This window comes from Psychrobacter sp. CCUG 69069 (genome assembly GCF_021023115.1).
Taxonomy (GTDB): domain Bacteria; phylum Pseudomonadota; class Gammaproteobacteria; order Pseudomonadales; family Moraxellaceae; genus Psychrobacter; species Psychrobacter namhaensis.
Window position 1 is genome coordinate 67,653 of record NZ_QQAI01000008.1, and the last position, 13,274, is coordinate 80,926.

Consider the following 13,274-nt stretch of genomic DNA (forward strand, 5'->3'; position numbering starts at 1 on the left):
TATACCGCAAGTGCTTTGCTCATCAAAACTGTGCTCAGTTAATAAGCATCTAGAGCCGTATAATCATAAGAGAGTCTTTAGCATAAAAGAGTCTCTAGCATAAAAGAGTACTAAGTGCGCTTGTGATACCTAACATACAACCAAGGAGTGTTATCCATGTCCTATGATAAGGTTATCGTACCAAGAGATGGCGAAAAAGTTACCGTAAACGCTGATTTATCGTTAAATGTGCCCAATCATCCCATCATCCCATTTGTGGAAGGGGATGGGATCGGTGTGGATATTACGCCTGTCATGATAAAGGTAGTCGATGCGGCAGTGGATAAAGCCTATCACGGTAAAAAATCAATCGTTTGGATGGAAACATACCTAGGTGAAAAAGCGGCTAAAATTTATGAGGGTGACTACCTACCAAGCGAGACGCTAGAGATTTTAAAAGACTACGTGATCAGTATCAAAGGGCCGCTAACCACGCCAGTCGGCGGTGGTTTTCGTTCATTAAACGTTGCGGTACGTCAAGAGCTGGACTTATACGTGTGTCAGCGTCCCGTACGCTGGTTTGAAGGCGTGCCAAGCCCCGTTCAGCATCCTGAGCTGACAGACATGGTGATTTTCCGCGAAAATTCAGAAGACATCTACGCTGGTATTGAGTGGCAAGCGGGCAGTGAAGAAGCCAAAAAAGTCATCAACTTCTTAAAAAATGAGATGGGTGTGACCAAAATTCGCTTCGATGATGACTGCGGTATCGGCATCAAGCCAGTATCAAAAGAAGGCTCACAACGTCTAGTGCGTAAAGCCATCCAGCACGCTATCGATAATGATTTGCCAAGTGTGACTTTAGTGCATAAGGGCAATATCATGAAGTTTACCGAAGGCGCGTTTAAGGAGTGGGGCTATGAGATAGCCGCTGAGCGTTTCGGAGCGGAGCTGTTAGATGGCGGCCCTTGGATGACGATGAAAAATCCAAAAACAGGTAGTGATATTGTCATTAAAGACGTGATCGCTGATGCCTTCTTACAGCAAATTTTGATGCGTCCTGCGGATTACTCAGTGGTAGCAACCTTAAACCTAAACGGTGATTATATCTCTGATGCGCTAGCGGCTGAAGTGGGCGGTATTGGTATCGCACCAGGCGCTAACAAAGGGGGTGCCATCGCAGTCTATGAAGCGACACACGGTACTGCCCCTAAGTACGCAGGTCAGAATAAAGTAAATCCAGGCTCGTTAATTTTGTCTGCTGAGATGATGTTACGTGATATGGGTTGGACGGAAGCTGCTGATCTCATTATTAGCGGTATCCAAGGCGCCATCGCTAATAAGACAGTCACTTACGATTTTGAGCGTCTCATGCCAGATGCGATCTTGCTTAGTACCTCTGAATTTGGTAAAGCGATCGTCAAGCACATGAATGCCTAAATAGCTGAGTACTTATGTAGCCTAGTTCTAATGATGAGACTGTAAAGTCAGTTGAAAAGGAGCCGTCTGCCATAAAGTAGACGGTTTTTTTATGGGTGTTTTATCATGATTTAGGGTGTTGTTTATTTTTTGAGATGCAAAAAAACACCCCAAAGATCTTAGATCTAAGGGGCGTTTTCTATGCTTTATTAAGCGGACTCAAAAGCCTTTGGTAAATAGCGTCTTAAGCCCAGCTCCTAAGCTCATTACAACGAGGCTAATGCTTCATTGAATAAGGTGCTTGGACGCATAACTTGCTCAGCCAACTTTTCATCAGCGTAGTAGTAGCCTTTGATATCTACCGATTTGCCTTGAGCCTCATTCAACTCTTTGACGATTGCCGCTTCATTGTCTTCAAGCGTTTGCGCAAGCGGTGTGAATTTTGCTTTTAGATCAGCGTCTTGATCTTGCGCCGCCAGCTCTTTTGCCCAGTACATAGACAGATAGAAATGACTGCCACGGTTATCTAACTCACCAGTTTTGCGTGAGGGCGATTTGTCATTCAGCAACAGTTTTTCTGTCGCCTTATCAAGGGTATCAGCCAGTACTTTAGCTTTAGCATTGTTGTCGTTCTTGGCCAAATGCTCCAAAGACACGGTCAAGGCTAAAAACTCACCCAATGAATCCCAACGTAAGTGGTTTTCTTCTACCAGCTGCTCCACATGCTTTGGTGCAGAACCACCAGCGCCTGTCTCAAACAAACCGCCGCCTTTCATTAGAGGGACCACTGATAGCATTTTAGCGCTGGTGCCTAACTCTAGAATTGGGAACAAGTCAGTTAGGTAGTCGCGTAAGATGTTACCCGTTGCAGAGATGGTATCTAGGCCACGAGCGACACGCTCCAACGTATAACGCATGGCGCGCACCTGAGACATGATTTCAATGTGTAGGCCAGTTGTGTCGTGATCTTTTAAGTAAGTTTTAACTTTTTTGATCAACTCATTCTCATGTGGACGGTACGGATCTAACCAAAAGATGACCGGCGTATCTGATTCGCGAGCGCGGCTAACGGCCAGTTTTACCCAATCTTGGATCGGCAAGTCTTTGGTCTGACACATGCGCCAGATGTCACCCTCTTCAACACGCTGCTCAAGCAATACTTCACCCGTCTCAACGTCGACAATACGAGCGATACCTGCATCGCTAGATTCAAAGGTTTTATCGTGCGAGCCATACTCTTCTGCTTTTTGTGCCATTAAGCCCACGTTAGGCACGGTGCCCATGGTGGTTGGATCAAAGTTACCATGCCATTTGCAGAAGTTAATCATTTCTTGGTAGATACGGGCAAAGGTAGACTCTGGCATGACCGCTTTACAGTCATACATTTTGCCATCCGCGCCCCACATTTTACCGCCTGAGCGGATCATGGCTGGCATAGAGGCATCGACAATCACGTCACTTGGTGAATGGAAGTTGGTGATACCTTTTGAAGAGTCAACCATCGCAAGACGTGGACGATGCTCTTGGCAAGCATGCAAATCTTGTTCAATCTCTTCACGCTTTGATGCTGGAAGAGTAGAGATTTTGTCGTACAGATCCGCCATACCGTTGTTGACGTTGATGCCTAGTTCATCAAAGAAAGCGCCATGTTTTTCAAACGCATCTTTGTAGTAGATTCTGACGGCGTGGCCAAATACGATAGGGTGCGAGACCTTCATCATGGTGGCTTTTACGTGTAGTGAAAACAAGATACCGGCTTCGCGGCAGTCTTCCATTTCTTGCTCATAAAATTCAAGCAGCGATTTTTTGCTCATGAACATAAGATCGATGACTTCTTTGTCTAACAAAGCGATCTCTGGCTTTAAGACTTTGGTAGCCCCATCATCAGTTAACAGCTCCATACGTACGGTACGAGCTTTGTCTAAGGTGATCGACTGCTCGCCATCGTAAAAATCGCCACTGTGCATGTGCGATACGTGGGTGCTTGACCACTGCTTCCACTCGCCCATAGAGTGCGGGTGTTTGCGCGCAAAGTTCTTAACCGCCTTTGGCGCACGGCGGTCTGAGTTACCTTCGCGCAAAACAGGGTTAACCGAACTGCCTAAACTCTTACCATAACGCTGACGAATGGCTTTTTCTTCATCAGTTTTTGGGTCTTCTGGAAAGTTAGGGATGGCGTAGCCTTTGCTTTGTAACTCTTTAATGGCCGCTTTTAGCTGCTGTACTGAGGCACTGATATTAGGCAGTTTAATGATATTGGTGTTTGGATCTTGCGTTAGACGACCCAGCTCAGCTAAGTTGTCAGGTACACGCTGCTCTTCCGTTAAGTACTCAGGGAATTCGGCCAACACGCGCGCGGCGACAGAGATATCACTGGTCTCCACAGAGACGCCTGCTGTTTGTGTAAACGCTTTAACAATAGGCAAAAAGGATAGCGTCGCTAGCGCTGGGGCTTCGTCAGTTTTTGTATAAATAATTTTTGACATGTTAGTAGGGTATTCCTATAGGCTGTGGTGAATAATAAAGCTCAAATATAATGCTAAGTATCGTTAGATCATACTGTGCTATAGCGAACTATATGGTTAGATCAAGTTCATCACATGTAGTCTCTTAAACGTTTGAGGCTACTAAAAGTCTTTCTTTTGCTAACGTGGGTTAACAGTTATTAAAATGGCACTTCAAGACGGCACTTTGACTGTCTGCGTAAAACTGCCTGAAAGTAAGGTGCTGACGGTATATTATAGTCAATCCACTATAATTCCGCTACGATGTCAATCTTGTATCATGAACTAAGTATACTGTTTTCGCTCATATCCTATGTATCTGAATTATATTAAGCTAATAACAACCTTATTCTACCAGTCATCCGCTTCGATATCATCTTTTCCACACAACTACTGTCTTTTCCTTGGCATTTACATCAAGAAAAACAGTAGGACAGTCGCACCATTATAAAAAATAGCCACCTATATTACTGTAGGTGGTTTTTTATGGGAGATAGAAAATTTTTGCAAATTGTGACAGCAAGTTAGCAAAAATTTGCTAGGCTAAGTCACTAGTAGACAGATTAACGATAAATATACAGCGGTTATAGTGACGATGAGTATGAATTTAAAGTACGCGCTGATGAATGACACCAGTTGGCAGGGCCAAACAGACTGGCAAACACCAGACACGCCGTTTATGTCGTTTGCATTTTGGCAAGCATTGATCGACACGGGTGCGATTGGCGAGCAGGCAGGCTGGTTACCGATATTTATTTTGGTATATCGTGCCGAAGACGGCTCGATAGATCACGGTGAAAACAGTGAAAAAAATACGGCGGCAAGTCAAGCTGCGCTAACCATAAGTAAAGCTGCGCCAACCATAACGCATCCTATTGCGGTGCTGCCTGTGTTTATCAAAGGTCACCATCGCGGTGAGTTTGTGTTTGATCATGCGTGGGCAGAAGCCTATGCGCGATATGGTGTCGACTATTATCCTCGGCTGGTCACGAGCGTGCCTTACACACCCATTACTGGTCAGCGTTTTTGGTTGGCAAAAGGCGAGACCTTAACTGAGAATATTGTAAAAACAGCGATCGCGGGCATCGATGATGTTGCCCAGCAAGTGGGGGCGTCGAGCTGGCATGGGCTGTTTGTCACGCCTAAGCTGGCTGCTATTGCGACCACTTCCATGCCAACTGATATTGACATAGAGCAGGTGATAGCCGCCCAAGATAACGAGCTAGAGTCAGCACCTATCGATATGCCGATACTTGAGCGACAGGGCTGTCAGTTTTTATGGCAGAATAAAGCCCTACTCAATGACAGTCAGCCTTTTGCAAACTTCGAGGCGTTTTTGCTGACCCTAAAAGCCAAAAAGCGCAAAACCATTCGTGCTGAGCGTCGCAAGGTCGCTGAGCAAGGTATCACCTGCCAGCGCAAATGCGGTGATGCCATCACCGATGAGGACTGGAACGCTTTTTATCACTGTTATGTGATGACGTATGCCGTGCGTGGGCAGCAGCCTTATCTAACAATAGAGTTTTTTAAGGCCTTGGCAGCGACACTGCCTACGTACCTTATGTTGGCACAAGCGCTCGATGCGAGTGGTGAAATTATTGCCAGTAGTTTGTTCTTGTATGATAACCCTAATAGCGACAGTGGTAGTGATACGGCCACTTTATACGGTCGCTACTGGGGTGCGCTTGGTGAGTACGACAGTTTGCACTTTGAGCTGTGCTATTATCAAGGGCTTGAGTTTGCCATCGAGCAAGGCTTGACGTCTTTTGATCCGGGGACACAAGGGGAGCATAAGCTGGTTCGCGGTTTTATTCCCACCACCACCCACTCTATCCACCGTATTTATGATCCGCGTTTTGTACCAGCGATTCGTGACTTTTGTACCAAAGATCGGTTGTATATGGCGCAATATCGTCAGCAAGCGTTTGCGGCTTTGCCGTTTAATGCGGACAATATGCCAGATTTTAATCACAACTATTAATCCTATTTGTTCTCAATAACTGCCTTCTAGCCATACACTATGACCCACCATCATTTTTCTTGTTCTACCCATCTGTTACCTCCCAATGAGCTAGTGTCATGGCTCAATGCTGAAGGCTCGCTGACTGCCATGCTAGAGGTTAAAGCAGGGCAGCCGCTGCGCGTAAAACGCAGCTTTGAAGGGTATCGCCCCTTGTCGATAACGCAAAAAAAGCAACTGGGGGTACAAGGCGCCATGCTGAATCGTCCTATGTTGGCTTGGGTGCGTGAGGTACAACTATATGGCAATGATGAGCGGCCGTGGGTGCAGGCGCAGAGTATCTTTCCGCTACCGAGTCTGACAGGACGTGCGCGTCGCCTGCAACAGCTCAAGGGCGTACCCATCGGCTATGTGTTGTTTAAGCGCAGTCGTACATTGCCCAATCAACGTTTTATTCAGCTCACTGCTGATGGCTGGCAACGGCAAACGCGTTATGACTGGTACGGCCGCAAGCTGCTGATCAGTGAAGTGTTTTTACCGGCATTTCTATCTGAGCGTGCTTGATCAATGTATGTTTGACAAAAAATTATGGTGAAATTTTGGTCATAAAGCAGATAAAGTTGCTCAGAAAAAATGGGTAAATCACTTATTTTATTGGCTATTTATCTGTGTGATACGGTCATTTAATCTACTCAGCTTAGGGTGAGGTTTTTTTGCGCTCGCTGCACAAATTTTCATGTTACACTTAATCTTTAGCGATGATTTCGATGCAAGCGCGTGTCGTCTTTATTGCCGAAAGGGACAAGTTACTGACAGGCTTACTGCTACTTATTTTTGCTAATAGACACCATTCACAATAATTTAATCACCATAAGACCGAGTATAAAAGTGCCAACCGTACTTTAAGCGACGTTGCACTGTATTCGTTTTATTGTGGACAGGCTATCAGCTTCTTTTCAATGACACTTTTTCAATAACAGTTTTTTATAACAATCACTACCTAGGATATTACTATGTTTAAAGATATTTCTATCAAAGATTTTGATCCGGTACTTGCTGAAGCGATGGCTGCTGAAAGCGTTCGTCAAGAAAACCATATTGAACTGATTGCATCAGAAAACTACTGCTCACAAGCGGTAATGGAAGCGCAAGGCACTGACCTGACCAACAAATATGCAGAAGGCTATCCTGGTAAGCGTTATTACGGTGGTTGTGAGCATGTTGATGTCGTTGAGCAGTTGGCCATTGACCGTGCAAAAGAATTGTTTGGTGCTGAGTATGTTAACGTTCAGCCGCATTCAGGTAGCCAAGCAAACTCTGCGGTATTCTTAGCATTACTAGAAGCAAATGACACGGTACTTGGCATGAGCCTAGATGCTGGCGGTCACTTGACCCATGGTGCGCATATTAATTTCTCAGGCCTGAACTACAATGCCGTACAGTACGGCTTGGTAGAGGGCACTGGTCTTATTGACTATGACGAAGTTGAGCGTTTGGCAAAAGAGCACAAGCCTAAAATGATTATTGCGGGTTTCTCAGCGTATTCACAAGTGGTTGATTGGCAGCGTTTCCGTGAGATCGCTGACGAAGTGGGTGCATACTTGCTGGTCGATATGGCGCATGTGGCGGGTCTTATCGCTGGCGGCGTTTACCCAAGCCCCGTACCGTTCGCTGATGTTGTGACCACGACGACGCACAAAACCCTACGTGGACCACGCTCAGGTATGATCTTATCGCGTGATGAAAAGCTGGCCAAAAAGCTCAATTCAGCCGTATTCCCGGGCAATCAAGGTGGCCCGCTCATGCATGTCATCGCGGCAAAAGCGGTTTGCTTCAAAGAAGCGCTAGAAGACAACTTCAAAACGTACCAGCAGCAAGTGGTGAAAAACGCGCAAGCCATGGCAAAAGTCATCCAAGATCGCGGTTATGAAATCATCTCTGGTGGCACTGAAAACCATCTCATGCTGATCAGTTTGGTGAAGCAAGAAATGACTGGTAAAGAAGCAGATAAATGGCTTGGCGATGCCCACATCACGGTCAACAAAAACGCGGTACCAAATGATCCAAAGTCTCCGTTTGTGACCTCTGGTATTCGTATCGGTACGCCAGCGATTACCACACGCGGCTTCAATGAAGCGCAAGCAGGTGATTTGGCCGGTTGGATCTGTGACGTGCTAGACAGCCGCGGCGATGAAAAAGTGGCTGACGAGGTACGCAGTAAAGTAGAAGCGATTTGTAAAGAGCTGCCCGTTTACGAAAAAAATCAGTAATCTTAAATCTGTACTGATTTAGCATTAAAAAAACCGCTTAGCTTTTGCTAGGCGGTTTTTTACGTTGTGGCTTTAAAAGCTGTGTGGTAAAACCCAAAAAGCCAGTTCACTAAAAGTCAGCGTATTAAACCAGTATTAGCCACCAAGCTGGCTTAAGCCCAACGCTAAGATCAGACCAATGGTAGCACTGATACCCGCCCAATGGTTGCCACGTTTAAAAGCAGTAGGAAACACTTCAGTCGCAAGCGAAGCATGACAGCGCCAGCGGCGAAGCAATCGATAGCGCTAATAACTGACTCACTCACACCCTTGAGCAGTATTTTACCTAAGATGGCGGCCAGCGATAATAAAACAGCCGCACCGATCCAAAGCATGAGCACTTTTTTATTGCTGTTACCGTTTTTGCGCATTTCTTTGGCACCGCCTGCCGCCTCTGGCAGGTTGGACAACAAAATAGAACCAGCTAAAGCTGCCACTTGCATCACATTTCCGCTCAGTAAGGACACGCCTAGTGCTAGGTTTTCAGGCACACCATCAAGAGTAATGGCCGCCAATAACCCGGCGCCACTATCCGAATTGAGCTTTTCATCGATCAGATAGTCAATCCCTGCAAACACCAAAGCGCCCAGTAAAGTGAACGCCCCTGTTATCCAAATACCACTGCCACTCACGGCTGGTTGTACCAACTCAATCACCACTGATATCATCAGCGCGCCACCCGCGATAGCCAGTAAATTACCCTCTAACCAGCTAGGTAAACGGCCATATAGTCCCCAAAGCGCGCCTATGATAAGTGCGCCTGAGACCAAGATAATAACTGCGAAAATTAACATAGTACGTCCCAATATCTTTGACTATAATATTGATAACGCTTACCGGCTTTTATGTCATTATAAATTGCGTAACTAGGACGCAGCGGTTTGTACCCAAATTTTTAACTAAAAAGCCGCGCCAAATAAAAACCCCAATTATTTACAATATAATTGGGGCTTATGTTATTTAACTGAGCTGAGGTAAGGTTGACTATTCTTACATAAAGGGCAGCTTGGTAAATATCTGCAATACTGTGGCGTTGACGATATCAACGAAGAAGGCACCAACCATGGGCACAATTAAAAACGCCTTAGGCGAGGGCAGATAGCGATCTGTGACTGCCTGCATATTGGCAATCGCCGTTGGCGTGGCGCCCATCCCAAAACCGCAATGACCTCCTGATAACACAGCTGCATCATAGTCTTTGCCCATGACTTTAAAGGTGATAAAGTAGACGTAAATGATCATGATGACGGTCTGTACCAATAAGATAACTAGTACAGGACCTGCCAAATCAGTCAGCTGCCATAGCTTTAAGGACAGTAGTGCCATTGCTAAGAACAGGCTCAAAGAGGCGTTACCAAACACATCAATCGAACGATCAAACATATCAAAATTGAACACAATGGTTAAGACGTTACGAATAATGACGCCACCTGCCAGTGCCCACACGAAAGTAGGTAGCTCAAACCATGTGTCTTGGGCGACAATCGTCATCACATCGGCAAAAGCCAATGCTGCTGCAAACAGGGCCAACGTCTCAATGGTAGAGGAGGCGGTGATAAAGCGCATACTATCTGGTCTTTCAAAAATTTCTTTATTGCTGTGCGCTGAGTCTTCGTCATGCTTGGTGCTATAGAGCGATTGGGCTCCCGCCACTTTTTCGATGTCACTGGGATTGGGGTTGGCAAGGGTAGGTTTTAACCCCAGTCTTTGAATCAAACGACGTGCTACAGGACCGCCCACGATACCACCAGCGACCAAACCATAAGTGGCCACTGCGATACCAAGCGTTGTTGCACCGACCACTCCATATTCTTGTTCTAGGGTGATGCCCCATGCACCAGCCGTGCCGTGACCACCGGTCAGAGCGATAGAGCCTGTCACAAGACCAAGTAGGGGGTCAAGTCCCAATGCGCTCGCCATCGCCACACCAACGATGTCTTGCAAAATAATGAACACGGATACGACGATGGTAAAAATCAATAACGGCGTTCCACCCGCTTTTAATCGACTAAAATCAGCGCTTAAACCAATAGAGGCAAAGAACATCAGCATGGTGGCTGTCTGCAATCCTTGGTGAAAGTTAAAGCTATATCCCCAAACGATATTGAGAATATAAACCACAATCGCGGCAACCAAGCCTCCGGCCACAGGTTCTGGGATATTAAAGTCTTCTAAGAACTTAATTCTTTTTACCAAAACGCGCCCAAGCAGCAGCACTAAAGTGGCCAGTATCAGCGTGTAATAGCCGTTTAAGGTAATTTCCATATATTAATCCTTTCTATACAAATAAATGAACCCAAATTCGGGATAAATATGGTTTTATCTCGAATTCAGGTTGGTGTCATGATTAGCGATTAAGCCTCGCCTATTTAACCGCTATCTGTAGGGTTAATCATTGATCGCAGGCGGCATAATAACCCACAGCTGCGGCTTACCAAAATCTCTGTAAGCATCTTCAATAAGGCTTACAAAGACCTTAAAGTCTTCGTGATTGATATTTTTCACCATCGATAAGTTGAGCGTTAGGTGCGTCACTGCGCTGTCCGTTAAGCAGTCCCATGCGCTATCCCAGTTAGGTGAGCAATAATTGGGAAAATCACAGGCGTCAGCTAAGGTCGTTAAGAGTGTGTTTTTAGTCAGTGTCTCGCCCACGGGTATGTTAACAGCCTGTGCCGGAATGCCCGCATCTTGTGCTGTACCGTTTTGGTTAATGTAGTGGATGGCGTGGCTCATATTATTTGACCTCGAGTCGGCGAAAGCTATCGTAGTGATCAACAGTCAGGTAATAGACAGTGGGGGGATGGCCACCTGTGACGATACGTCGCGGCCCGCGGTGCGACATTTCAGGTGTGGGAACGGTGTATTCGCGGTAGTAGCCTTGCGATTGGACTGGCAGCCTGCCTTCGCGATTATAAAACGTCGTGCCATCTTTATGAGGATAAGGAAACGGCCCACCTTGCTGTATCAGGGTGATGGTATGGTCTATCTGGGCATCACCGGTTAAGCCAGCCGTCGCGGTTTGGCTTGTACTATCAGCAGCGTTTTGCGACAAGGCCGTCGATTCAACCCTATCCGCAAACAACGTCGAGTTAAAATCTCCCAAAAAATATACAGCGACGGCGATAATGGCGATGAAACTAAACAGGGTAGAGCCTAAGCTTCTCTTATCGTTGCTACGATGATTTGCATTATCACTGCCGCGATGATTTTTATGATGATTGCCGAGACTGGCGTTTTTGGATGTTTGCAGGGATATATCTGACTCAATGTTGTGATGGATACTCAGTGGAGAGGACGTCACTTTGGTAGCTCGCAATTGGTTTTTAGCGTTACGTTCACTCGTGAAGTAGACACTTTGGCCAACAGTGATAGGCTGTGACAGTCGCACTTTACTGACGTGAAAAAACACGTCTTCACTCTGACTGTCCACCTCGATAAAGCCGTAACCTTTGTTTTGATACCAGTGTTTAATGACACCACTCTGCATGAGCTCATTTTCCTATAGAATGTTGTTGTTATGAGGCAAAAAATGTTTACGCCGCGTATTTGTTAATAATAAAAAAACGCCAGCAATTGAGCTGGCGTTTTTTTGGGGGATTATACTGTAAGTGGGACGGTAGATGACAGGGGGCGCGCTAATAAGTTAGGCGCGTGTCTCACCATGACCATAAACGATCCATTTTTGTGACGTAAGACCTTCGAGACCAACTGGGCCACGGGCATGGATTTTGTCAGTTGAAATACCAATCTCAGCACCAAGTCCATACTCAAAACCATCGGCAAAGCGGCTAGAGGCGTTAATCATGACGCTTGCTGAGTCTACTTCGCGAATGAAGCGCTGTGACTTGGTATAGTTGTCAGTAATGATGACATCAGTATGATGACTGCCGTGGGTATTGATATGTTCAATCGCCTCGTCAATGCCTGACACTACTTTTACCGCTAAGATAGGCGCTAAATATTCTGTGTCCCAGTCCTCAGCAGTGGCGGCAGAGAGATGACCTTTTAGGGCCGCATTGTCGTTTAAGATGGCTTGTGACTGCTCATCAAGGCGCAGTTGCATCGCATCATCAGCGGCTACGATCGCTTCAGCAATCTTTGGCAGGAGCTCATTGGCCACTGATTGATCGACCAATAGCGTCTCCATGGTATTACAAGTACCGTAACGATGAGTTTTGGCGTTGACGCTGACTTTGATGGCAATGTCAGCATCCGCATCACTATCGATAAAGGTATGACAGTTGCCATCTAAATGCTTGATCACGGGTACACGGGCATCACGGCTGATACGCTCAATGAGACCTTTACCACCACGTGGCACGATAACATCGACATAGTCAGTCATGGTGATGAGCTCACCGACAGCGGCTCGATCAGTCGTTTGGAGTACTTGTACACTGTGCTCAGACAGACCGACTTTTTGTAGTCCTTCTAAGATACACTTGGCAATCGCTTGGTTAGATTCAAACGCCTCAGAGCCACCGCGTAGGATAATGGCGTTGCCTGACTTTAGCGCAAGAGAAGCGGCTTCTAGTGTCACGTTAGGGCGCGACTCATAAATCATACCGACCACACCGAGCGGCACCCGCATTTTGCCCAAATGAATCCCTGAAGGCTGAAAAGTCATATCAGTGACTTCACCGATAGGATCGGGTAGGGCGGCGACGTCTTTTAGACCTTGTAGCATACCATCAAAGCGTGCGTCGTTTAATTCAAGACGGTCAAGTAAGGCTGCGTCTAAATCGTTGCTCTGTCCATTATCCATATCGATCTTGTTGGCGGCTAAAATATCTTGCTTCGCACCTTTTAACACATCATGAATCGCCATCAACGCTGAGTTTTTATCGCCAGTATTTGCCGCCGCTAGTGCTCGTGAGGCTGCTCGGGCTTGCTTGCCGACAGATTGCATATATGTGATAACGTCTGTAGTGTTCGATTGACTCATAAATCGTTTTCCTTATGTTAATAAGTGTTTTAAACAGAAAAAAGTGCCCAAAAAGGCGAAAATTTAGCAAAAAAGGCAGTTTGAATGCCCAATATGGCATTATGCTATTTAACATAGAGGAGATTGAGGCGATAGTAAAGACGATTTTGTGAACAGAACCC

10 protein-coding genes are annotated in these 13,274 nt (G+C 46.1%); 4 read left to right on the forward strand and 6 right to left on the reverse strand.

Annotation, left to right across the window (positions count from 1 at the left end):
- Positions 1-156 precede the first annotated feature (156 nt).
- Positions 157-1,416 carry an NADP-dependent isocitrate dehydrogenase gene (icd, locus tag DVY93_RS07185; RefSeq protein ID WP_230709994.1) on the forward strand — a complete coding sequence of 420 codons (1,260 nt, stop codon included), beginning with the start codon at positions 157-159 and terminating at the stop codon, positions 1,414-1,416.
- A gap of 245 nt (positions 1,417-1,661) precedes the next feature.
- Here icd and DVY93_RS07190 read toward each other — a convergent pair whose 3' ends face one another.
- Positions 1,662-3,881: an NADP-dependent isocitrate dehydrogenase gene (locus DVY93_RS07190; protein ID WP_193006842.1), complete on the reverse strand. Its 2,220-nt coding sequence runs from the start codon at positions 3,879-3,881 to the stop codon at positions 1,662-1,664.
- Positions 3,882-4,500: 619 nt separating this feature from the next.
- On the opposite strand from DVY93_RS07190, the gene DVY93_RS07195 reads away from it, so the two are divergent.
- From DVY93_RS07195 to glyA, 3 genes are all read left to right on the forward strand, one after another.
- Complete coding sequence (locus DVY93_RS07195) at positions 4,501-5,880, forward strand: GNAT family N-acetyltransferase (RefSeq protein WP_230709996.1); 1,380 nt, start codon at positions 4,501-4,503, stop codon at positions 5,878-5,880.
- A 39-nt stretch (positions 5,881-5,919) separates the two neighbouring features.
- Positions 5,920-6,423, forward strand: a complete 504-nt coding sequence (locus DVY93_RS07200; RefSeq protein ID WP_230709998.1) for a chorismate--pyruvate lyase family protein — start codon at positions 5,920-5,922, stop codon at positions 6,421-6,423.
- A gap of 449 nt (positions 6,424-6,872) precedes the next feature.
- On the forward strand, positions 6,873-8,129 hold the full coding sequence (glyA, locus tag DVY93_RS07205) for a serine hydroxymethyltransferase (protein ID WP_230710000.1): 1,257 nt from the start codon (positions 6,873-6,875) through the stop codon (positions 8,127-8,129).
- 170 nt (positions 8,130-8,299) lie between these two features.
- Here glyA and DVY93_RS07210 read toward each other — a convergent pair whose 3' ends face one another.
- From DVY93_RS07210 to DVY93_RS07230, 5 genes are all read right to left on the reverse strand, one after another.
- Positions 8,300-8,962 (reverse strand): ZIP family metal transporter, encoded by a 663-nt coding sequence (locus tag DVY93_RS07210; protein ID WP_230710003.1) that lies wholly within the window; start codon positions 8,960-8,962, stop codon positions 8,300-8,302.
- 196 nt (positions 8,963-9,158) lie between these two features.
- On the reverse strand, positions 9,159-10,433 hold the full coding sequence (gene gltS / locus DVY93_RS07215; RefSeq protein ID WP_193006837.1) for a sodium/glutamate symporter: 1,275 nt from the start codon (positions 10,431-10,433) through the stop codon (positions 9,159-9,161).
- 123 nt (positions 10,434-10,556) lie between these two features.
- On the reverse strand, positions 10,557-10,901 hold the full coding sequence (locus DVY93_RS07220; RefSeq protein WP_230710005.1) for a barstar family protein: 345 nt from the start codon (positions 10,899-10,901) through the stop codon (positions 10,557-10,559).
- 1 nt (position 10,902) lies between these two features.
- On the reverse strand, positions 10,903-11,655 hold the full coding sequence (locus tag DVY93_RS07225) for a ribonuclease domain-containing protein (protein WP_193006835.1): 753 nt from the start codon (positions 11,653-11,655) through the stop codon (positions 10,903-10,905).
- Between the two features lie 156 nt (positions 11,656-11,811).
- Entirely contained in the window at positions 11,812-13,113 is a 1,302-nt protein-coding gene (locus DVY93_RS07230; protein WP_230710006.1) for a glutamate-5-semialdehyde dehydrogenase, read from the reverse strand.
- Positions 13,114-13,274 lie beyond the last annotated feature (161 nt).

Coding starts and splice junctions, on each gene's coding strand:
- DVY93_RS07210 (WP_230710003.1), bottom strand. CDS start 8,962: ATGTTAATTTTCGCAGTTATTATCTTGGTCTCAGGCGCACTTATCATA.
- DVY93_RS07195 (WP_230709996.1), top strand. CDS start 4,501: ATGAATTTAAAGTACGCGCTGATGAATGACACCAGTTGGCAGGGCCAA.
- gltS (WP_193006837.1), bottom strand. CDS start 10,433: ATGGAAATTACCTTAAACGGCTATTACACGCTGATACTGGCCACTTTA.
- DVY93_RS07190 (WP_193006842.1), bottom strand. CDS start 3,881: ATGTCAAAAATTATTTATACAAAAACTGACGAAGCCCCAGCGCTAGCG.
- DVY93_RS07200 (WP_230709998.1), top strand. CDS start 5,920: ATGACCCACCATCATTTTTCTTGTTCTACCCATCTGTTACCTCCCAAT.
- DVY93_RS07225 (WP_193006835.1), bottom strand. CDS start 11,655: ATGCAGAGTGGTGTCATTAAACACTGGTATCAAAACAAAGGTTACGGC.
- icd (WP_230709994.1), top strand. CDS start 157: ATGTCCTATGATAAGGTTATCGTACCAAGAGATGGCGAAAAAGTTACC.
- glyA (WP_230710000.1), top strand. CDS start 6,873: ATGTTTAAAGATATTTCTATCAAAGATTTTGATCCGGTACTTGCTGAA.
- DVY93_RS07230 (WP_230710006.1), bottom strand. CDS start 13,113: ATGAGTCAATCGAACACTACAGACGTTATCACATATATGCAATCTGTC.
- DVY93_RS07220 (WP_230710005.1), bottom strand. CDS start 10,901: ATGAGCCACGCCATCCACTACATTAACCAAAACGGTACAGCACAAGAT.